Source organism: Microcoleus sp. BR0-C5, from assembly GCF_036705045.1.
GTDB lineage: Bacteria > Cyanobacteriota > Cyanobacteriia > Cyanobacteriales > Microcoleaceae > Microcoleus.
This window is the reverse complement of record NZ_JAUBTR010000094.1, coordinates 1-21,801: the sequence shown is the minus strand read 5'-3', so window position 1 is coordinate 21,801 and position 21,801 is coordinate 1. Positions and strand designations below refer to the sequence as shown.

General features: G+C 44.9%; 22 protein-coding genes. 16 read left to right on the top strand and 6 right to left on the bottom strand.

What is annotated here, in order from left to right:
- The first annotated feature begins 73 nt into the window (after positions 1 to 73).
- The 5 genes from QUB08_RS28375 (at position 74) to QUB08_RS28355 (ending at position 5,352) form a co-directional block, all read left to right on the top strand.
- Positions 74 to 814 (top strand): beta-1,6-N-acetylglucosaminyltransferase, encoded by a 741-nt coding sequence (locus tag QUB08_RS28375; protein WP_333229170.1) that lies wholly within the window; start codon positions 74 to 76, stop codon positions 812 to 814.
- 127 nt (positions 815 to 941) lie between these two features.
- Positions 942 to 1,124 (top strand): hypothetical protein, encoded by a 183-nt coding sequence (locus QUB08_RS28370; RefSeq protein WP_333229168.1) that lies wholly within the window; start codon positions 942 to 944, stop codon positions 1,122 to 1,124.
- Between the two features lie 149 nt (positions 1,125 to 1,273).
- The gene (gene rimO, locus QUB08_RS28365) at positions 1,274 to 2,596 is read left to right on the top strand and encodes a 30S ribosomal protein S12 methylthiotransferase RimO (RefSeq protein WP_333169886.1); all 1,323 of its coding nucleotides are present in this window, start codon (positions 1,274 to 1,276) and stop codon (positions 2,594 to 2,596) included.
- Between the two features lie 899 nt (positions 2,597 to 3,495).
- Positions 3,496 to 4,962 carry a DEAD/DEAH box helicase gene (locus QUB08_RS28360; protein WP_333229166.1) on the top strand — a complete coding sequence of 489 codons (1,467 nt, stop codon included), beginning with the start codon at positions 3,496 to 3,498 and terminating at the stop codon, positions 4,960 to 4,962.
- A gap of 168 nt (positions 4,963 to 5,130) precedes the next feature.
- The gene (locus QUB08_RS28355) at positions 5,131 to 5,352 is read left to right on the top strand and encodes a hypothetical protein (RefSeq protein WP_333229164.1); all 222 of its coding nucleotides are present in this window, start codon (positions 5,131 to 5,133) and stop codon (positions 5,350 to 5,352) included.
- Between the two features lie 199 nt (positions 5,353 to 5,551).
- Here QUB08_RS28355 and QUB08_RS28350 read toward each other — a convergent pair whose 3' ends face one another.
- Entirely contained in the window at positions 5,552 to 6,097 is a 546-nt protein-coding gene (locus QUB08_RS28350; RefSeq protein WP_333229161.1) for a hypothetical protein, read from the bottom strand.
- Positions 6,098 to 6,509: 412 nt separating this feature from the next.
- Here QUB08_RS28350 and QUB08_RS28345 point away from each other — a divergent pair, with 412 nt between their 5' ends.
- The 3 genes from QUB08_RS28345 (at position 6,510) to QUB08_RS28335 (ending at position 9,517) form a co-directional block, all read left to right on the top strand.
- Entirely contained in the window at positions 6,510 to 7,709 is a 1,200-nt protein-coding gene (locus QUB08_RS28345) for a Coenzyme F420 hydrogenase/dehydrogenase, beta subunit C-terminal domain (protein ID WP_333229159.1), read from the top strand.
- A gap of 74 nt (positions 7,710 to 7,783) precedes the next feature.
- The gene (locus QUB08_RS28340) at positions 7,784 to 8,692 is read left to right on the top strand and encodes a leucine-rich repeat domain-containing protein (protein ID WP_333229158.1); all 909 of its coding nucleotides are present in this window, start codon (positions 7,784 to 7,786) and stop codon (positions 8,690 to 8,692) included.
- A 12-nt stretch (positions 8,693 to 8,704) separates the two neighbouring features.
- On the top strand, positions 8,705 to 9,517 hold the full coding sequence (locus QUB08_RS28335) for a leucine-rich repeat domain-containing protein (RefSeq protein ID WP_333229156.1): 813 nt from the start codon (positions 8,705 to 8,707) through the stop codon (positions 9,515 to 9,517).
- A 115-nt stretch (positions 9,518 to 9,632) separates the two neighbouring features.
- Here QUB08_RS28335 and QUB08_RS28330 read toward each other — a convergent pair whose 3' ends face one another.
- Positions 9,633 to 10,004 (bottom strand): DUF2237 domain-containing protein, encoded by a 372-nt coding sequence (locus tag QUB08_RS28330; protein WP_333151543.1) that lies wholly within the window; start codon positions 10,002 to 10,004, stop codon positions 9,633 to 9,635.
- Positions 10,005 to 10,053: 49 nt separating this feature from the next.
- Positions 10,054 to 10,515, bottom strand: coding sequence for a GNAT family N-acetyltransferase (locus tag QUB08_RS28325; protein WP_333229154.1), 462 nt, complete (start codon positions 10,513 to 10,515; stop codon positions 10,054 to 10,056).
- Between the two features lie 320 nt (positions 10,516 to 10,835).
- Between QUB08_RS28325 and QUB08_RS28320 the strand changes: the two genes are divergently transcribed.
- From QUB08_RS28320 to QUB08_RS28295, 6 genes are all read left to right on the top strand, one after another.
- The gene (locus tag QUB08_RS28320; RefSeq protein ID WP_333210500.1) at positions 10,836 to 11,417 is read left to right on the top strand and encodes a TetR/AcrR family transcriptional regulator; all 582 of its coding nucleotides are present in this window, start codon (positions 10,836 to 10,838) and stop codon (positions 11,415 to 11,417) included.
- A 9-nt stretch (positions 11,418 to 11,426) separates the two neighbouring features.
- The gene (locus QUB08_RS28315; RefSeq protein ID WP_333229152.1) at positions 11,427 to 12,932 is read left to right on the top strand and encodes an HlyD family efflux transporter periplasmic adaptor subunit; all 1,506 of its coding nucleotides are present in this window, start codon (positions 11,427 to 11,429) and stop codon (positions 12,930 to 12,932) included.
- A gap of 34 nt (positions 12,933 to 12,966) precedes the next feature.
- Positions 12,967 to 13,599 (top strand): Vat family streptogramin A O-acetyltransferase, encoded by a 633-nt coding sequence (locus QUB08_RS28310; RefSeq protein ID WP_333229150.1) that lies wholly within the window; start codon positions 12,967 to 12,969, stop codon positions 13,597 to 13,599.
- A gap of 46 nt (positions 13,600 to 13,645) precedes the next feature.
- A complete protein-coding gene (locus QUB08_RS28305; RefSeq protein ID WP_333210506.1) occupies positions 13,646 to 13,978 on the top strand; it encodes a DUF2834 domain-containing protein in 333 nt (110 codons plus the stop codon).
- A gap of 134 nt (positions 13,979 to 14,112) precedes the next feature.
- A complete protein-coding gene (gene devC / locus QUB08_RS28300) occupies positions 14,113 to 15,267 on the top strand; it encodes an ABC transporter permease DevC (RefSeq protein ID WP_333229148.1) in 1,155 nt (384 codons plus the stop codon).
- 292 nt (positions 15,268 to 15,559) lie between these two features.
- Positions 15,560 to 16,297 (top strand): DevA family ABC transporter ATP-binding protein, encoded by a 738-nt coding sequence (locus QUB08_RS28295; RefSeq protein ID WP_333229146.1) that lies wholly within the window; start codon positions 15,560 to 15,562, stop codon positions 16,295 to 16,297.
- Between the two features lie 89 nt (positions 16,298 to 16,386).
- Here QUB08_RS28295 and QUB08_RS28290 read toward each other — a convergent pair whose 3' ends face one another.
- A complete protein-coding gene (locus QUB08_RS28290) occupies positions 16,387 to 17,622 on the bottom strand; it encodes an aminotransferase class I/II-fold pyridoxal phosphate-dependent enzyme (protein ID WP_333229144.1) in 1,236 nt (411 codons plus the stop codon).
- Between the two features lie 80 nt (positions 17,623 to 17,702).
- Between QUB08_RS28290 and QUB08_RS28285 the strand changes: the two genes are divergently transcribed.
- A complete protein-coding gene (locus tag QUB08_RS28285; protein WP_333142557.1) occupies positions 17,703 to 18,515 on the top strand; it encodes an acyl-CoA desaturase in 813 nt (270 codons plus the stop codon).
- 357 nt (positions 18,516 to 18,872) lie between these two features.
- Positions 18,873 to 19,688, top strand: a complete 816-nt coding sequence (locus QUB08_RS28280) for a fatty acid desaturase (RefSeq protein ID WP_333151528.1) — start codon at positions 18,873 to 18,875, stop codon at positions 19,686 to 19,688.
- A 146-nt stretch (positions 19,689 to 19,834) separates the two neighbouring features.
- Here the strand turns inward: QUB08_RS28280 and QUB08_RS28275 are convergent, their stop codons facing one another.
- Together QUB08_RS28275 and QUB08_RS28270 are read right to left on the bottom strand one after the other, a co-directional pair.
- Complete coding sequence (locus QUB08_RS28275; RefSeq protein WP_333229142.1) at positions 19,835 to 20,680, bottom strand: ABC transporter permease; 846 nt, start codon at positions 20,678 to 20,680, stop codon at positions 19,835 to 19,837.
- A gap of 101 nt (positions 20,681 to 20,781) precedes the next feature.
- A complete protein-coding gene (locus QUB08_RS28270; protein WP_333229172.1) occupies positions 20,782 to 21,693 on the bottom strand; it encodes an ABC transporter permease in 912 nt (303 codons plus the stop codon).
- Positions 21,694 to 21,801 lie beyond the last annotated feature (108 nt).

Sequence of the window (21,801 nt, the reverse complement as noted above, 5' to 3'; positions counted from 1 at the left end):
GATTTTAAATCACCCTAACCTTCCTTCAGTCTTGTCTTATGGTACTCTGGCTGCTTAAAAACTGTCCGGAGTATTGTTATTAGTACGTCCTCATATAAAGACAGAGTGGGCAGGTTTTACTATAGTAGAAGCTACTGTACAAGCACTTCGATTAATGTACGAGGTTCCCGGACCACCGGACTGGTTTGTAATACTCAGTGGAGCCGACTATCCAATTAAAACTGCAAGGCAAATATTGGATGATCTGGGTTCCAATCTATATGATGCTTATATTGAGTATGAGCCAATCACTTATGAGACTTATAAAGATGATTTAAAACCAAATATGTTATGGCTAAAAAATTCCTATAAACGATACTGTACGAAATCGTTTTCTTTTCATTTTTCTAAAAAATACTTTGCTCAACTGAATATAGAAATATGCCTAGAACATGCTTTATTAACAAAACCTTTCCTTCCTTTTTCCAAAAAGCTTGCTTGCTTTAGTGGAAGTCAATGGTTTTGTGCTAATAAAAAAGCTGCTAAGTATATTATCGATTTTCACAGTAAGAGAAATGCATTAACCTTCTACTACAGTAAGCTTAGATATACAGATGAGTCATATTTTCAAACTGTACTTGCTAATGCATCTCATCTCAAGCTCCAAAACAACCGTCGTCGCTATATTGATTGGTCAAGCGGAGGCCCTCATCCAAAGACATTGCTTATGGAAGATTTGCCAAATTTGCTTGCATCGTCTGCTCACTTCGCTCGGAAATTTGACATTGATATAGATAGCAATATTCTCGACGAACTTGATAAAATTGCATCCTAATATACCAATTCTAAATCATTATCTAGACTCTGATACAATTATATGCAATACTTGATTGAGACAAGAAAAAAATGAATAACTTACAACTGCAACAAAAAGATAGGGAAAAAGAAATAGCTTCTTGAGAATGTTTCCTGATGGACAACCTTGGTTCTTGGAAGCGGGGCTGTACTGTTCTTTTGCCCAAAAAAGTGTGCTTGCGGCGATGGCCCAAGCAGCGGGAATTTCTCTGGATACTTTTTTTGAGAGTATGCTGCAAAATGTCTTACAAGGTCGATCGGGTACAACGGTGCAACAACAAGTAATATAAATTCGGGTTGCACGGCAATGATGGTTGAGTGTTGACAGTCTAGTGATGAATTGGGAATTGGTGCAACTAAGAAGGATAACTTGCAATTTTTTAAATGGTGTGATATCATAAAACGTTCTCAAAAATAGCGCAACACTAACTATTACTGCATGGCAACGAAGCCAACGATCGCATTTACTCACCTCGGCTGCGAAAAAAATCGCATCGATACCGAACACATGATCGGCTTGCTGGCTCAAGCGGGCTATCAAGTCGATTCTAATGAAGAATTAGCCGATTACGTCGTCGTCAATACTTGCAGTTTTATCCAAGCGGCGCGAGAAGAGTCAGTCCGCACCTTGGTAGAATTGGCAGAAGCTAATAAAAAAGTAGTCATCACCGGCTGCATGGCACAGCATTTTCAGCAGGAATTGCTGGACGAATTGCCGGAAGCTGTCGCAATTGTCGGCACGGGCGACTATCATAAAATCGTCGATGTTATGCAGCAGGTGGAAAAGGGCGATCGAGTTTCCCTCGTCTCCTCAGAACCTACTTACATCGCTGACGAAACTACTCCCCGCTACCGCACGACATCGGAAGGTGTCGCTTATCTGCGAATAGCAGAAGGTTGCGACTACCGCTGTGCATTTTGCATTATCCCGCACTTGCGCGGAAATCAACGATCGCGCACGATCGAATCTATCGTCGCCGAAGCTAAGCAATTAGCATCCGAAGGGGTAAAGGAAATTATCTTAATTTCTCAAATTACCACCAACTACGGCAAAGATATTTATGGCGAACCGAAACTAGCCGAACTACTGCGCGCTTTGGGTGAAGTAGATGTGCCTTGGATTCGGATGCACTACGCCTATCCTACAGGTTTGACTCCGCAAGTTGTCGCAGCCATCCGCGAAACGCCCAACGTTTTGCCGTATTTGGATTTACCCCTGCAACACTCGCACCCGGAAATTCTGCGGGCGATGAATCGGCCTTTTCAAGCTGGGATCAATGATGCCATAGTCGATCGACTCAAAGCAGCACTTCCGGGCGCTGTGATGCGAACAACTTTTATTGTCGGCTTCCCCGGCGAAACCGACGAACACGCAGCACACTTGCTGGAATTTGTCAAGCGCCACGAATTTGATCACGTAGGAGTTTTTGTATTTTCGCCAGAAGAAGGAACCCCAGCCTTCAGCTTGCCCCAGCAAATACCTGCAGAAATAATGGAAATGCGGCGCAATTCGGTAATGGCGGCACAACAACCTATATCATTGAAGAAGAATCAAGAGTCTGTCGGTCAGGTAGTTGATGTCCTGATAGAACAAGAACAACCAGAGACAGGTGAGTTGATTGGTAGATCCGCTCGATTTTCCCCAGAAGTAGATGGACTCGTCTATGTGACAGGAGAAGCGCGACTGGGATCGATCGTATCTGTGAAAATTACTGGTGCAGATGTCTACGACCTCTACGGTCAAGTCGATTTTAGATTTTAGATTTTAGATTTTAGATTGACTGCACAGACTCATCTGGGAGCTCGATCTTTTGTCTAAAATTGTGGGATCGACCCTCCTGAGTTGACGTGGCACTGTATCCGGTGCTGGGCGGGGTCAAGTGTAAGTGTTGCTGGAACTGTCGCCTGAGACGGTGTGGCGAACAAAAACCAGACATCGGCCAAAAATGATTAGCGGATTGTGCAGCAAAAGTAACGGTTTGTACAATATTGTGCAAAGATATCTAGCAAAGGGGTTATAAACCTTTATTAGCCTCTGGCTGCAATCGACGCTCCCCCTCGGGGTGCGGTTATCTCTACAGAACGATCGGAAAATTTTAACGAATTTAATGTTTTGTTTCTGAATGTAAAGAGTTATGATAGTAACAAGCCAGAAATAAGCGGGGAGAATTTGAGATTGCTTCGCCGTCCGCCCTACACCACAACGGTATCCCGAAAGAGTGTTGAGATGGATAGGCGGTAACGGTCGCTGCATCCCCTGCTCAATCCCGCAGGCGACGGATTGCGGGATAGCGCCTGAACCAATAAACCTGTTACTACTATGTAGTGAAGTGGGGCTGGTCATGATCCTCACTATAAAATGCCTAAGAGGGAAAGCTTGCAAGTACCTCAAAGGAAGTCCAATGTCCTGTTTTAAGAATGTTGGAAGCCTATAACCCGACCCCTGGCGGTTGGTATCGGTGATGTCACAAAATCAAAGACGGCTGTCGAATTGGTAAATTTAGTCACCATCGACGGAGCTGCCCTATACTCGATTGCTATTTAAGAAGGTGCGCGCAGGCGCAGCACCATAAAGAACTCTTATGAGTTCCTGCCGCCGAGCAGAAATCCGCATCCGAGTTGGGCAACTTAGAAGGCTAAGACTCGTTATTAGGAGCATTAATGAATTTATTGTTTGAAGGCTTAGGTCTTTCGGAAGAACTCGTTCTCCATCTGGAAACACTAGGCTTTACAGAACCTACTCCCATCCAAGTACAAGCAATTCCGCACCTGTTAGCAGGTCGCGACGTTGTGGGTCAAGCCCAAACAGGGACAGGCAAAACGGCAGCATTCTCGTTGCCCATCTTGGAGCGGATTGATTTAGATGTAACTGCGGTGCAAGCACTGGTGCTGACGCCGACTCGCGAATTGGCGATGCAAGTAACTGAAGCCATCCGTGATTTGAGCGGCATCAGCAGCGACGGCCCGGTAAAAGTTGGTCGCTCTCTGCAAGTTCTGACAGTGTACGGCGGTCAATCGATCGATCGTCAAATGCAGCGTTTGAAGCGCGGCGTTCACATCGTTGTCGGTACACCCGGACGCATATTGGATATGCTCAGCCGCGGCAGCCTGAAACTAGACAAGGTACAATGGCTGGTTTTGGATGAAGCTGACGAAATGCTGAGCATGGGCTTTATCCAAGATGTGGAAAAAATCTTGGATGCTGCACCAAAAGAACGTCAAACGGCATTTTTCTCGGCGACGATGGAAGCTTCCATTCGGAAATTGGTGGCGCGGCATTTGCGTAACCCAGTCAACGTCACCGTAGAACAGCCAAAAGCAACGCCGAAGCGCATCAGCCAAGGCGTGTACATGATTCCCCGCGGCTGGTCGAAGGCAAGAGCCCTACAGCCAATTTTAGAAATGGAAGACCCGGAATCTGCACTGATTTTTGTGCGGACTCGGCAGTCGGCGGCAGAACTCACGAGCCAACTGCAAGCAGCAGGTCACAGCGTTGATGAGTATCACGGTAATTTGAATCAGGCACAACGGGAACGTTTGCTGCATCGGTTCCGCCAATGTCAGGTGCGCTGGGTAGTGGCGACTGATATTGCGGCGCGGGGTTTGGACGTGGATCACTTGACTCACGTGATTAACTACGATTTGCCCGACAGTGTGGAAAGTTACGTTCACCGGATCGGACGCACGGGCCGGGCTGGTCGCGAAGGAACGGCGATTACGCTGATTCAACCGGTCGATCGCCGCAAACTGCGCTTGATTGAACGCCACGTGCGATCGAGCTTGACGGTGCGAAACATTCCGACACGGGCGCAAATTGAAGCTCGTCAGTTGGAAAAGATGCAGGGTAAAGTTCGTGAAGCTTTGGCTGGCGAACGGATGGCATCTTTCTTGCCTCTGGTGTCTCAGTTATCCGAGGAGTACGACTCCCACGCGATCGCCGCTGCTGCTTTGCAAATGGCTTTCGATCAAAGCCGTCCTGCTTGGATGGGCGCGGATTACGCTCAACAAGAAGATCCCCCGATTGGTGGAGAAAACAGCGTCAAGCCAATCTTGATCAAAAAGCGGGCTAAGACTGGTGAGGCGACTTTTTCTGGAGCACCGAGTGCTCCTGTTCCCCAGAACCGCTAATTGGTAGGGTGCACAATGTGCACCTTATTTAGAATTATTGTAGAGATGCGATCGATCGCACCTCTACTTTTTTTATGGGTGTGATCCCAAATCCGAGCTCCCTCGCCGGTTGAAACCGCGAACAAACTTTCGTCCACTCCTAGCGGACTGAGAATTGGATAAGTAAAGATGGAAGTTAGCGATCGGACAATTGCTGTAACAAATTCTACGCTGAGAACGTTAATAGATGAATGGGGTACTGAGTGTAAAAATGTGATTACTTTAATCCATCAGCTTCAGTTACCTGATTTGAGCGATCGACAAAAAGGTGAAATTCTCGCAGAGTTCCTTCCTCTCTGCAATTCATCTGAACGTTCACTGCGGAGAGGATTTTCAGACGCTAGTTGCTGAGGAAAGGGCAAAATTGTCGGATGATGATGAAGAGGATTAAGGAGACGCGGGCGATTCCCTACGGGATAGCTACGCTTCACGCACATCAGGAAAAAGCCCTCCCGTAAACTCACAGAAAGGCTAAAAATCCTCATAAATAAGGAATAAAGTCATTACTACAAACTTGTGAACCCGGACTTTTGCACAGTTGTTTAATATTTCAGTTTAGCTGCGTGCTCACAATAATTTTTTGTACGCGATCGCCCTTAATTTCCATAATCAAATTAGAAGCCTTTTGGTCATTGCTGTAAGTCAACCGAGTCACTGCACCCTGCACAGATTGCGACCCGTAACCGTAAGTTTTAATGACTTTTTGGCTGTTATCTCCTAGCTTCACACCATCAATTGTCAGAAACTTAGGATTGCTAGTAGAAATTAAATAAACTTTTCCCTCCCATGCGGCTACCGTCAATCCTGAGTAGGTTAGCGTGCGAATCTTGCCACCGAGCCCAGATCCAGCAGATTTAGTTTCGTCGCGCTGCGGTTTTCCCAACTTACGTTTTGCCTCTTCTACAGACATCCCCAACCGAACGCCGCCAATCCCCAGGCTCGAATAGTTCAGCGCCGCTGGCTTTTGTGTCGCGCTGAGCATTCTTTCTAGAGTCACAACAGTTTGATTCATAGCGGGAACAGGGCGAACTAAAGCAGCAAATCCTAAGCTCGAAATTGCTAGATTCATCATGATGCCAGCGACGGCTGTTGTCACAAACATTTTTACCATTTTTTTATAGCTTTATTTGGCAATGTATTCGTGCGATCGCCCGCTAGATCCGGATTGATACTAATAGGACTTACACAAACACTCCGGGAGGCAGTGCGATTCTTTGAAACCGGATTTTTTTTACCAAAACTACACAAAGAAACCCGGTTTTTACCCTAAATTTTAGGCTTAACAGTGAGGTATTCAGCAAGAAACCGGGTTTCTAGCGCAACCTAGGTAAGTCCTGACTAATATTTTTTAAGCTTTGAAAACCGCCAATTTCGGGCGAACCGAATTTGCTCCCGTACAAGCTTGCGTCCGCCTGCGAGGACTAAAAGAAAGAATAAAGGAGGTAAATCAACGGAAATTGCTGTGATATCCTAACAAAAGCCATATCTCGATAAAATTAGCAATTTAGATGACCGCAACAGATTCTACTAAACACCAAAAATCCAAAGCCCTCAAACCGGGTAGCCGCCGCCCCGCTAAAGAACTTTGCAGCGAGTGCGGTTTGTGCGATACATATTACATCCATTATGTCAAGGAATCTTGTGCTTTCTTAACACAGCATATCGCGGAATTAGAAGAAGAGATTCACGGGCGATCGCGCAATCTCGACAATCCCGACGATTGGTATTTCGGAGTCAGTCAAAACATGATGGCGGCTAAGAAAAAAGAGCCGATCGAGGGCGCTCAGTGGACGGGAATCGTCAGCACAATTGCCATTGAAATGCTCGAAAAAGGAATTGTAGAAGGCGTTGTTTGCGTACAAAATACTAAGGAAGACCGCTTTCAGCCGATGCCGATTATTGCGAGAAATCGCGAAGAAATTCTGGCAGCAAAAGTCAACAAACCAACTCTCTCTCCCAATCTTTCAGTATTAGAACAAATCGAAAAATCTGGGATGAAGCGGCTGTTAGTAATTGGCGTCGGCTGTCAAATTCAAGCCTTGCGAACAGTCGAGAAAAAACTCGGTTTAGAAAAGCTCTACGTTTTGGGAACTCCTTGCGTGGATAATGTCAGCCGTGCAGGCTTGCAAAAATTCCTAGATACGACTAGCCGTTCTCCCGAAACCGTTGTATCTTACGAGTTTATGCAAGATTTTAACGTTCACTTCAAACACGAAGATGGTTCGGAAGAAAAAGTGCCGTTTTTTGGATTGAATACTAAGGAGTTGAAAGATGTTTTCGCTCCTTCTTGTTTGAGCTGTTTTGATTATGTCAATTCTTTAGCAGATTTAGTTGTGGGCTACATGGGCGCACCTTTTGGCTGGCAGTGGATTGTAGTGCGAAATGACACCGGCCAAGAGATGTTAGATTTGGTAACGGATCAGCTAAATACTCAGCCGGTGATGTCTCAGGGAAACCGAAAAGAAGCCGTTCAGCAAAGTATTCCGGCTTATGAAAAAGGGGTGACTTTGCCAATGTGGGCGGCGAAGTTAATGGGAGTTTTTATTGAGAGAATTGGGCCGAAGGGTTTGGAATATGCTCGGTTTTCAATTGATTCTCATTTTACTCGCAATTATCTGTACGTGAAGCGGAATTATCCTGAGAAATTAGAGGCTCATGTGCCGGAGTATGCTAAGCGGATTGTGGGACAGTATAAGTTGCCAGAGTAATAGGTATTTTGTAGGGGCATGGCATTGCCGTGTCCTTGTTGTATACAGTTGCTGAAAATTAGAGGGACAAGATTATGACACTTATGGTTGCACAGAAACAGATGAATTTACAAAAGTCGATCGTAGTTACTTGTTGTGCGATCGTCCTAGCATTATCTGGAAGTGGACTATCTGCGAAAGCCGCCGATCCGCGATCGGGAAACAGTAGACGAACATTTGCCGATTGGTGTCGCCAAAAAGCTGATTTGAGTCCTGAAGCTAAACATACTGTTGAGGTGCTGTTGCAGAAAGCTGAAACTACTGAGTGCGATGCGGCTAATCTGAAACTTTCGAGTCTCGCACACCTCGACCTCCGAAACAATAACATCAGCGAAATCAAACCGCTACAATCCTTGACTAACCTGAATTGGCTCGTCCTCATCGACAATCAAATCAGCGACATCAAACCGCTACAATCCTTGACTAACCTGAATTTTCTCGTCCTCATCGACAATCAAATCAGCGACATCAAACCGCTACAATCCTTGACTAACCTGACTGCGCTCTTCCTCGACAACAATCGAATCAGCGACATCAAACCGCTAGAATCCTTGACTAACCTGACCAATCTCTTCCTCCACAACAATCGAATCAGCGACATCAAACCGCTACAATCCTTGACTAACCTGACACATCTCGGCCTTAGCGACAATCAAATCAGCGACATCAAACCGCTAGAATCCTTGAATAACCTGACTTTTCTCCTCCTCATCAACAATCAAATCAGCGACATCAAACCGCTACAATCCTTGACTAACCTGACTTCGCTCAGCCTCGAAAAAAATCTTCTGGGCGACATCAAACCGCTCGAATCTTTGACTAAACTGACCGCTCTCTACCTCAGCGGAAATCCGATCGCTCCCAAAACTTGCCCGCTCAAACCAGAGTCTATCTGTAAGTGGAAACCACTACCTAGAATAAAATTTTACCACTTAGGAAATTAGAGGTACAAGATTATGACACTTATAGTTGCACAGAAACACATGAAGTTACCAAAGTCGATCGCACTTACTTGTTGTGTGCTTCTAGCATTATCTGGAAATGGAGTGTCGGCGAAAGCAGCAGAAGTGCGATCGGGAAACAAAACATTTGCTGAATGGTGTCGCGAAAAAGATTCTTTGACTCCAGAAGCTAAACATACAGTTGAGGTGCTGTTGAAGGAAGCAGAAACTACTGAGTGCGATGCGGCTAATCAGAAACTTTCGAGTCTCACCGCACTCTTCCTCTGGGGTAATCAAATCAGCGACATCAAACCTTTAGAATCTTTGACTAACCTGATTACACTCCACATTAGTAACAATCAAATCAGTGACATCAAACCGCTAGCATCTTTGCCTAACCTGATTACACTATCCGTCGGCAACAATCAAATCAGCGACATCACACCGCTAGCATCCTTGACTAACCTGACTACTCTCCAACTCAACAACAATCAAATCAGCGACATCAAACCGCTGGCATCTTGGACTAACCTGACTTGGTTAGACATCAGCAACAATCAAATTAGTGACATCAAACCGCTAGCATCCTTGACTAACCTGACTTGGTTAGACCTCAACAATAATAAAATCAGCGACATCAAACCATTGCTATCTTTGACTAAACTGGCTGCGATCAATCTCGAAAACAATCACATCAATGACATCAAACCATTGCAATCCTTAACTAACCTGACTTGGTTACAACTCAGCGGAAATCCGATCGCCCCCAAAACTTGCCCACTCAAACCAGAGTCTATCTGTAAGTGGGAACCACAAGCTCAACCATAAAACTTTACAGTGACGTTCGATCGCACTTAAATATTTATGTTACGAAGGATAAATTTGCTATTCCTGAGAAAAACCTGATCGCCCTTATTGACTAAAAGCGATCGCACCTCCCTTCCTACAAATCAGCAGCGTGCTGCTTCAATTCATCCAAAGAAACGTATTCCAAAGTCAGGGCGTGAGTCGCACCCAAAACCACAAGGGGCGCACATCCCGCATCCATTGCTTCCTTCCAGCGAGAAGCGCACAAACACCAGCAATCCCCAGGCTTCAAACCGGGGAAATTAAATTCGGGAACCGGAGTGCTCAAATCATTTCCATTCGACTTAGTGAATTGCAAAAACTCTTCTGTCAGTTGAGCACAAACAGTGTGAGCCCCAAAGTCGCCACCACCTGTATTGCATTTGCCGTCCCGATAATAGCCCGTCATGGGCGACGTGCAGCAAATCTCTAACTTTCCGCCCAGCACATTTGTAGCTTCCGTCACCATCGCAACTCCTGAGTAAAACTCTTCGATCTAATTTTACACAACTCGTTGTTTATATATTTTTTTCCATGACAAAGTTGATTAATTTTTGTCCTCTGCATTCTACTTCTTGTTTTCTAATCACAATAAATCCCTGGCTTTCAAAAAAAGGTCGCGCTGTAATGCTGGCTTCGGCAAATAACTTGTTAATTCCTAAGTCTTGGGCTTTTGACTCAATTTGTTTTAAAATTAGCCAGCCGACTCCTTGCCTTTGAAAATGTTGATGACAGAAAAAGCAATCGATATGGCCGCTTGCTTCTAATTCCCCAAAACCTGCAATTTTATCACCCTCTTCTGCTACGAAAGTAAATTTACTGCTTAAACTTTTAGTCCAACTTTCGATATCCATATCTGCTGGCGCCCAAGCATCTACTTGTGCTTGTGTGTAATCGCGGATGTTTACTTCGTGTATGGTGTCGTAAAACAGTTGTACAATTTGTTGGGTATCACCGATTTCGTAGGTTCGTACTCTCATAAATTATCTCACTGCGATCGCTTCTTTAATATTAATTTGAGATTTTTAACCGCAGATGAACGCGGATGGATGTTGGCTTCTACCATTTTGTCTCATTTCTTGCAGGGCGATCAACCAAAATTTCTCGCCCACCCCTTGACAAACTCTACGACTCTGTGTTCTATTAAATATAACGACTGTTCGATATATATCAATCCTGCCCGCTGACCCAAAAAAATCAATTTTGTAGTGATTGATACTATATCGCACGTTCGATATAGAATTATCAGACCAATAAATTTTAGACTTTAGATAATCTAAAATCTAAAATCTATTCACCCATGCCAAAAATAGTTGACCGCGATCGATACCGTAAAGAACTACTAAACAAATGCTTTGACATATTTGCCGAAAAAGGTTACTCATCAGTAACTATGCGGGAAATTGGGTCAGAAATCGGAGTTTCTACAGGAACCCTTTATCACTACTTCCCGAGTAAAGAAAGTTTGTTCGAGCAGTTAATTGAATACTTGAGCTATGAAGATACAAAAGAAGAAGCAATTGCCGAACTGGGAAATCCGCCAACTTTAGCAGAAAAAGTTGAAAAACTGATGGATTACTTCAGCAAAAATGAAGATTACATCCTGAAAAGTCTGTTAATGACATTTGAGTTTTGCCAACAAAAAACTCGTCAAGAGATTGACAGCAATCAAGCACTTCAGGAATCGGGAAAGCGTTACGAAGAGGCAGTCAGTTGCTACTTAGGTATCTCCGATCCAGCAATCGCTAGATTTATCATCTGTTATGGTGACGGTTTGCTGGTAAGAAGGTTTTATCAAGGTGAAAGAATATCTGTTGCAGAACAATGGACTTTATTAAAAGAGATGTTGCTCGCTTATTTAGACAAAAATAGCTGCAAGTAGAGGACAAGTATGAATTTTCAATCTTGGATAGAACCTAAAAATAGATTAGTAATCGGAATGGCAATTGCTGCCAGCATCATTACCAGCGGTACAGCTTTTTACGGGATTTCTCAGTTTGCACCGTTGACTAAAAATACTGAACCTTTGCGTGCGGAAATACCACCACCGAAGAAAATAACGGCATTAGGAAGATTGGAACCGCAAGGAGAAGTGGTTCGCTTGGGAGTATCGCAGAGTTTAGATGGCGATCGCATTTCCCAGCTTTTAGTCAAAGAGGGCGATCGAGTCAAAGCAGGACAACTAATCGCGATTTTGGATGCGCGCGATCGGCTGCAATCTGTTTTAGATGAAACTCAAGAGAAAGTCAAAGTTGCTAGAGCCCGTTTAGCACAAGTAAAAGCTGGTGCAAAGTCGGGAGAACTTGCTGCACAATCTGCCACAATTGGCAAGCTAGAAGCGGAACTGCAAGGCAACAAAGCTGCACAACAAGCAACAGTCGATCGCCTGCAAGCACAATGGCAAGGCGACAGAAGCGCACAGCAGGCAACTATCAGCCGAATCACGGCCCAGTGGCAAGGGGAGAGGAAAGCACAACAGGCAACAATTAGCCGAATAGCGGCACAATGGCAAGGAGAAAAAACTGCACAAATAGCAGCGATCGACAAATTGCAAGCCGAGTTTAATAATGCTAAAGCTGAAGATTTCCGACATCAGCAACTCGCGGGTGAAGGTGCAATTTCTAAATCCGTAAGAGATACTAAGCGGCTGGCATTAGAAACAAGCAGCCAGCAAATTAAAGAAGCACAAGCTAATCTCAGCCGAATTAATAATACGGCAAAGCAGCAACTTGAAGAAGCGCAAGCAAACCTCGATCGCATTAACAATACAGCCAAACAGCAAATTAACGAAGCAGAAGCAAACCTAACTCGCATTAACAGTACATCAATTCAGCAGCTTAATGAAGCTCAAGCAATACTCAAACGCATTCAAGAAACTGGCATCGAACAACTAGAAGAAGCGAAATCAACTCTTGACAAAATAGCCGAAGTGCGCCCCGTAGATGTGCAAGCAGCCGAAGCTGAGATCGAAAGTGCGATCGCCCAAGTGAAGCGCGCCCAAACCGAGTTAAATCAAGCTTCCATCCGCACGCCCAATGCTGGAAAAATCCTGAAACTTCATACTCGCGCTGGTGAAAAAATTAGCGATGACGGCATTGCAGACTTAGGAAAAACTGACCAAATGGTAGTCGTTGCGGAAATTTATCAAACCGACATCAGCAAAATTAAGCTAGGACAAAAAGCAGCGGTTATTAGCCAAGCATTCTCAGGAGAGTTGCAGGGAACTGTCAAAGAGATTGGGTTAAAAGTAAGCAAACAAAATGTGTTTAGCAATCAACCGGGAGAAAACTTGGACAGCCGAGTAGTGGAAGTAAAAATTCACCTTAATCCTGAAGCTAGCAAACAAGTTGCGGGATTGACCAATTTGCAGGTACAAGTAGCAATTAAACAAAACTAAAGTCTTTACTAAAAACCTTGGAGGATTGAAAGTTATGGCAGAATTTGGCCCCGATCCGAACCGACCTTATCCGATGGCCGACCAGCGCAGGGTTTGCTTTATCAAAAACTTCATAAAATCCCCCAATATTATCGCCGGCGATTACTCATATTATGACGATCCAATCGACCCAGAAAACTTTGAGAAAAATGTACTTTACAATTACGGCAGTGACAAATTAATTATTGGTAAATTTTGTGCGATCGCCACCAACGTCAAATTTATCATGAACGGTGCAAATCACAAACTAGACGGCATTTCTACCTATCCATTTCCTGCCTTTGGCAACGGCTGGGAAACTGCAATGAATCTCTTAATCGAACTGCCAAGTAAAGGCGATACCGTCATCGGAAATGATGTTTGGATCGGCTATGAATCGGTGATTATGCCGGGAGTCAAAATCGGCGACGGTGCAATCGTGGCTGCCAAAACAGTTGTAGTAAAAGATGTTCCCCCTTACACCGTTGTCGGTGGAAACCCCGCACGTTCAATCAGACAGCGTTTCAGCGATGCTGAAGTTGCACAACTATTAGAAATTAGGTGGTGGGATTGGGAAATTGACAAGATTTCTCGCAACATTAACTTAATTATGCAATCTGATATTAAAGCGCTCAGTAATGCTGAGTAAACTCGAAAATATAGCGATTTAAAATTAACAACCTGGAGGTTTTCCAATGCTTCAAATTGCATACTTAGTTCTCTGTATTCTGGGCACTGCTTTACCCTATTCCCAGTTTGTCCCGTTTCTCTTAGAAAAAGGGTTGAATATTAACGCTTTCTTCGGACAATTGTTTGCAAATCAAATATCCGGCTTTTTTGGTATGGATGTAATCGTCTCTGCCGTGGTTTTTTTGTTTTTTGTATTTAGCGAAGGTTCGCGTCTGAGAATGAAAAACTTGTGGATTTATATTGCCACTTTACTGGTTGGTGTTTCCCTGGGTTTGCCTTTATTTCTCCTAATGCGGCAACGCAAACTTGAAGAAACAGCTTTAAATAACCAACAATAAGCTGAGGCGCATCTAAATTTGACAATCAAATTCGAGGAAATTCTTGTGGGGTGGGCTTCCCGCCCGCCCAAAAATACAATTTAGATGCGTAACAGCTTAAATTCCCAATTCCCAATTCCCAATTCCCAAAATTTATGTTTCGCAAAACACCCCTTGCATGGTTGCAAGTAACTAGAGAAAAAACCCGCCTCGCTGTTGCTATTGCAGGAATTGCCTTTGCAGATATTCTGATTTTTGTGCAACTGGGATTTCAAGATGCACTATTCGATTCTGCCGTTAAGCCGCACCAAAGTTTACAGACAGATTTAGTTTTAATCAATCCTCAATTTGAAACTTTTGCTGCGGTAAAAGATTTCAACCGAGAGCGACTTTACCAAGCACAAGGAGTGGAAGGAGTAAAATCAGTCACTTCCTTATATATTGGTATGGGAGAGTGGCGAAATCCCACAACCCGCACTACTAGATCGATTTTAATTTTTGGCATCGACCCCGGAAACATAACATTTAATCTGCCTGATGTCAATCAAAATTTGCCTCAAATTCAAATGTTTAATCATGTCTTATTTGACCAATCCTCTCGACCTGAATACGGCGAGATTGCCAAGATTTTTCACAAACAATCTACCCTCGAAACTGAACTCAATAAACGCAATGTTCAAGTAGGAGGAGTCTTTACTCTCGGTACTTCCTTCGTGGCTGACGGCAATGTCATTGCCAGCGATTCTACATTCATGAACTTATTTCCCGATCGCACACCAGATCAAGTTGATGTCGGCTTAATCAACCTACAACCCGATGCCGATATCAAAAAAACCCAGTCAATGCTCAAAGCTATATTGCCCGATGATGTCAAAGTTTTAACCCTAGCAGAATTTGCAGAAATTGAAAAAGGTTATTGGGCAAATGCTACTCCGATCGGCTTTATTTTCGGATTCGGTACAATTATCGGATTCGTTGTTGGTCTGATTATTGTTTACCAAATTCTTTACTCGGACGTTTCCGATCACTTAGCGGAATATGCGACTTTAAAAGCAATGGGATATAGCGATCGCTATTTAGTCGGAGTCTTAGTTCAGGAAGCTCTGCTATTAGCTGTCTTGGGCTTTATGCCGGGAATTGTTTTGGCTAACGGGCTGTATTCCTTAGCGCAATCTGCAACATTGCTGCCAATTGCGATGACGGCAAATCGAGCGACTGTTGTCTTGGGTTTGACGATCGTGATGTGTACTGGTTCTGGGGCACTTGCCCTCCGCAAATTGCAATCGGCCGATCCGGCAGACATTTTCTAGAACCGAACAAAACACCTGCATTAATTAGACCTATTGCATTCCCAAACTCTCCAATCAGGAAATTATCTGCGTTGCATCGTCGGTTGCATCTGCCTTTTATCTGCGGTTCCTTTATCAATCAAATATCTATGCAATTGCTCGTCTATTGTGGCACGGGCGTCTCGCCTGTGATACTAAAGCCGGGTAAAAAAACCTTTGATAAAACTAGGCCGTTGAAACCTATCCTACACAAACGAAGTTCGCCTCCGAGGCTTAAAGAATAAGCGCTAAAAAACATCACAAAAAAATCATCATGCAAACCCTAAACTCTCCCGCAAACTTCGACAAAACAATCACAGCTAAGCCAGTAATTTCAGTCCAAAACCTTAATCATTACTTCGGTCAAGGCTCCCTCAAAAAACAAGCTTTATTTGAGATTAATCTCGATATCAACCCCGGAGAAATAGTCATTATGACGGGGCCCTCTGGTTCCGGCAAAACAACTTTATTGACAATGTTAGGCGGGCTGCGTTCTGCTCAAGAAGGCAGTCTCAATATTCTTGGGCAGGAAATACGCGGAGCGACCAAAACTCAGTTAACTAAGCTGAGAAAGCAAATTGGTTATATTTTTCAAGCACATAACTTGATGACATTCTTGACGGCTAAGCAAAATGTGCGGATGTCTTTGGAACTGCACACAGAAATGCTAAATCAGAATATGGATGCTTTGTCAATAGCAATGTTGGAAGCTGTTGGTTTGGGGGAGCGGGTGAATTATTATCCGGAAAATTTGTCGGGAGGACAGAAACAAAGGGTGGCGATCGCCCGCGCGTTAGTCAGTCGCCCTAAAATAGTTTTAGCGGACGAACCTACGGCGGCTTTAGATAAACAATCCGGGCGAGATGTTGTGGAAATCATGCAGAAACTAGCAAAGGAACAAGGTTGCACGATTTTGCTAGTAACGCACGACAACCGTATTCTCGATATTGCCGATCGAATTATCTACATGGAAGACGGCCGATTAGTCACAAATCTAGCCGATCGATCTTAGTCAAATCTTCACTAAACCTCTTGCAAAAGTCCTTTTCATCAAATTTTGGGATGGGCATCTTGCCCGTCCTAATTATTTTTGCAAGATGTTCACGACTTAGCCGGGCCCACAGCCTCGATCGCATCCTCCAGGGCGATCGATATATGAGTCCAATGAGTTCCCCCCTGACAAAAAGCCACGTAAGGCTCCCGCAGAGGCCCGTCAGCCGAAAACTCCGACGTACTCCCATCAATAAAAGTACCCCCAGCCATCACCAATTGACTTTCATACCCGTGCATCGGAGCCGGCACCGGATCTAAATAGGAACCGACGGGGGAATTTTGCTGAACCGCGCGACAAAAAGCAATTAACTTATCAGCAGAACCGAATTCGATCGCCTGAATCACATCTCGTCTTCTAGCCAAAGGCATAGGATTCACTCGATAACCCAACTTATAAAAAACATAAGCCGTCAAATGATTGCCCTTCATCGCCTCCCCCACACAACCAGGAGCCATAAACAAACCCTGAAACAGCAACCGATTCAAATCAAAAGTTGCGCCGCCGCTGCTGCCAATTCCTGGCGCCGTCAAGCGACAAGTTGCCGCCTCCACTAGATCCGCCCTGCCGGCAACGTAGCCTCCAGCAGGGACGATCGTACCCCCCGGATTTTTGATTAAAGAACCAGCCATCAGATCCGCACCCACCGCAGTAGGTTCGCAATCATCAACAAACTCCCCGTAACAATTATCAACAAAGCAAATTGTGCTAGGATTCTGATGTTTGACTATGGCGACGATTTTTTCAATCTCAGAAATAGACAAACTCGACCGCCAAGAATAGCCGCAAGAGCGCTGGATAAAAACCAGGCGAGTCTTTGCTGAAATAGTAGAGCTCAATGCCTGCCAATCCAAACTTCCTTCGCGAGTTAGAGGCAACTGACGGTAACTAATGCCAAACTCAAGCAGTGAACCTTGACCTTGCCCCCGCAAGCCGATCACTTCTTCTAAAGTATCGTAGGGAGAACCAGCCACTGCCAACATTTCGTCACCAGGACGCAGGATGCCAAAAAGAGCACAGGCGATCGCGTGAGTACCTGAAACAAACTGTACCCGGACAGCCGCGGCCTCTGCCCCTACCACTTCGGCAAATAACCCGTCCAAAGTCTCTCGACCCAAATCATCGTGGCCGTAACCCGTAACCCCTGCAAAATGGTGGACTCCAACCCGGTGGCTGCGAAAAGCTTTTAAGACTCGTTGAAGATTTTGCTTGACTGTAGTGTCAATACCAGAAAAAATCTGAAAGAGTGCCTGTTCTGCTTCCTGTAGCCGTGAAACGCTATTCATCTATACCTCGCTCACCCTTTGCGTGCGCGCTGTTCATTATGGCGTAGATGCGGCCCCTAGTTTGTAAACATAATATATTCATGACGATTGCAACTTCCAAAAAAACTTCTCCTGATTGGCCTGTCGTAGGCTTTATGGCCTTTCTGCACATCGGTGCTTTATTTGCCTTGCTGCCGGGTAATTTTAGCTGGTCTGCGGTCGGGCTAGCAGTCTTCCTGCATTGGGTAACAGGTGGTTTAGGAATTACTCTGGGATTTCACCGCCTCGTCACCCACCGCAGTTTTCAAACACCGAAATGGCTAGAGTATTTTCTAGTTATTTGCGGTACCCTTTCCTGTGAAGGTGGCCCGATCGACTGGGTAGGAATGCACCGGTTACACCACATACATTCCGACACCGAAACAGATCCCCACGATTCCAATCAAGGCTTCTGGTGGAGCCACATGGGTTGGATGCTCTCGGATCTCCCGATCAGAGTTGAAATCCCCCGCTTTACTAAAGACATCGGCGACGACCCAGTATACAAGTTTCTCCAAGCATATTTTATACCCATCCAAGTTGTCTTCGGTGTGTTGCTTTATTTATTAGGCGGCTGGTCTTTCGTGGTTTGGGGCGTGTTTCTGCGGATTGTGGTGGTGTTCCACTGCACTTGGCTGGTTAACAGCGCTACCCACAAATTCGGCTACCGCACCTACGAGTCGGGCGATCGATCTACCAACTGCTGGTGGGTGGCTCTGCTCACCTACGGCGAAGGCTGGCACAACAACCACCACGCCTTTCAATACTCGGCTCGCCACGGTCTTCAATGGTGGGAAATCGACTTCACCTGGATGACAATTCAATTGCTGCAATCGCTGGGTTTGGCAACCAAAGTGAAATTAGCAGAAAAATAGCATGGGCAATGAGTCATGGGTTGTCGGTCATCAGTTCTGGACTAATGGCTCGTGACCAATGCCTCATCCTGTTTTTGCGATCGGTATAGGTTGGGTTGAACACTGATCGAGTCTTCGGGTGCGATCGACCCAACCAAAACCAGAATGAGTTATAATATAATTGGGAACAAAAAATTTTGTTTGGCAGCCAAATTTTTTATTTTCAAAATACAACCGTAAATCTTTTTCAATCCTAATCCCAAATCTATCATTGATTCTTTATTAGTTTGGGCAAGTGTGCAGCAAAAAAGTTCACTGCTCAATCCCAACTATTATGCGTGAATCTAGCTCGGCATCTCATCAGAAATCAAAAAGAGAATGACAATTGCAACGCAAGAAAAACTCCAATACAATTGGAAGCACGTTATTAGTTTAGCAGGACTTCATATCGGCGCTTTGTTCGCACTGCTACCCAGTAACTTCAATTGGACAGCAGTTGGTTTAACAGTATTTATGCACTGGATAACCGGCGGTTTGGGAATAACTCTCGGATGGCATCGTATGCTCACCCACCGCAGTTTTCAGACACCAAAATTCGTAGAATACTTTCTAGCATTTTGCGGAGCCCTTGCCTGTCAAGGAGGAATAATTGATTGGGTTGGGCTGCACCGATTGCACCACACCCACTCTGACCAAAATGCGCTCGACCCTCACAATGCCCAAAAGGGTTTTTGGTGGAGTCACCTCGGCTGGATGCTATATAAAGGTCCAGCTCACGCTGAAATTCCCCGCTGCACAAAAGACATTTCAAGCGACCCGTTTTATCAATTTTTGCAAAATTACTTTCTGCCAATTCAAATCGCCTTTGGCGTCTTGCTTTACTTAGCAGCAGGCTGGCCTTTTGTAGTTTGGGTAATTTTTGTCCGCTTAGTTTTCGTGTATCACTGCACCTGGTTTGTTAACAGCGCCACTCACAAATTTGGCTACCGCACCCACGAAACAAAGGATAGTTCTACTAACTGTTGGTGGGTGGCTGTCCTGACTTATGGCGAAGGCTGGCACAACAACCACCATGCTTATCAATACTCTGCGCGTCACGGCATGGAATGGTGGGAAATTGACTTCACTTGGATGACAATTCAAGTCTTGGAAGCACTAGGTTTGGCTACTAAGGTGAAATTACCAGCCAAGTAGCAGCATGGGGCATGGGGCATGGGGCATGGGGCATTGGGCATGGGGCATGGGGCATTGGGCATTGGTAACAACTCACAAATAACCAACTGTCAACTGCCAACTGTCAACTGCCAACTGCCCACTGTCAACTGCCAACTGCCCACATCCTAATGAGTCCGTTTTTGCTCGCCCCGGCCGCGCAAATATTCCGCTAAAAACGCCAATCCTCCCGAACCTACTATCAACAGCACGCTGAGAGCATTAATATCCGGTTTTACCCCAGTCCGAATCCGGCTAAAAATTTCCATCGGCAGAGTTGTAGTCCCGCTACCTGCGGTAAAACTCGCAATCAAAAAATCGTCCATGCTGAGGACAAAAGACAGCAGACAACCCGAAACAATTCCGGGTATTAATTGAGGTAGCAAAACCTGAATAAAAGCTTCAACAGGCGTTGCACCCAAATCCAAGGCAGCCTCTTCTAAATACGGGTTTAAATCGGCCAATCTAGTAGAAACAGCTAGGGCGATGTAAGCCAGACAAAACACAATGTGAGCGGCGACAATTGTCCACAAACTCAGAGGAATAGCCAGCGCTGCTAAAAATACCAGAGTAGCAACTGCGGTAGCAATATCTGGAATAATAATCGGCAAGTAGGAGACTCCCTGATATAAACTCTTACCTGGAAAGCGGTAGCGGGCTAAACCAACTGCCATCAAAGTGCCGAGTACAGCCGAGATTGCAACTGCACAAACAGCCACTGTTAAACTGTTTCTCAGGGCAATTAAAATCCGCGTATCGCTAAATAATTTAACGTACCAATCTAAAGTAAATCCTTCCCAACCTGCGCTAAAACGCGATTTGTTAAAGCTGTAAAAGGTGAGTACCAGGATAGGCAGGTACATATAAAAAAACATCACAACGGCAAATATTACCTGCCAAGAAACCTTAAATTTAGGTTTTAAGTACATATCGGGTTGTATTTCCTCCTGTGGATTTTCGGGGGTATTTTCCATTTCTCGGTAATCGGTAATTGGTAATTAATTGGTAATTGGTAATAGGTTAGGATTGTTTTCTTCCTTCTTCCTTCTTCCTTCTTCCTTCTTCCTTCACCCTCCTAAATTGCATTACGATCGCCATATTTGAGCAAAAGGGCAATTCCGATACTCACTGCAAAGATTAATACCATACTCAGAGCCGAACCCAGACCCCAATTTTGAGTCGCCCCCAAAAATTGATTGTAAATTAAACGAGCCGCCGTCATGCTCGAAGCTCCACCGAGCAACTCTGGATCGACAAAATCGCCCAAACAGCTAATAAATACTAGCAAAGAACCCGCAGCAATTCCCGGCATCGTCTGAGGTACTGTCACTTTCCAGAAAGTTTCCACTGGATTCGCGCCCAAATCCTGAGATGCTTCTAGCAACCTGCGGTCTAACTTTTCCAAAGAAGCGTAGAGAATTGTCACGATATAAGGCAAATAACTGTAAGCCATGCCGATTAAAACTGCGGAACTTTGATTAAGCAATTCCAGAGGAGGAATGCCTACAAGTGCCAGCAGCGAGTTGAGAACCCCCGTAGGACGCAGAATGGTAATCCAAGCATACGATCGCAACAGCGAAGAAGTCCACAGCGGCAACACAAAGCCTAACAAAGTTAAATTCCGCCACTTTTTCGAGACATTGAGTGCGATCCAGTAAGCGACGGGAAATCCCAGCAGCAAACACAGAATAGTAGTCCCCGTTGCGAAAAAGAGCGATCGACCCATCACCTGCAAATTCAGCGGCTCAAAGACTCGCAGGTAATTGCCTATTCCCGAAGGATTCACCAAATCTCCCGGCTTAATATTCGGCACCAAACTAAGCTGAAAAATCACCAAAGTTGGTATGACTAATAATAAAAGCAGCAACAAGCCAGAAGGGCCGAGCAATGCCAGTGGCCCTGTCCACGACGACCAGCGAGAAACAGTTTCAGCCTTCGAGGGAGAACTGGGAGGAAGAGGAGGGGGAGCTTGAGTGGAAACAGCCATAAATAAATAGTTTTGAGTTTTGAGTTTTGATTTGTAGATACTGTCTTGACCTGTCAAGGGGTAGCAGTCAAATAATTGGGGTCGAAAGGCTTTTGGGACTTTAAAATC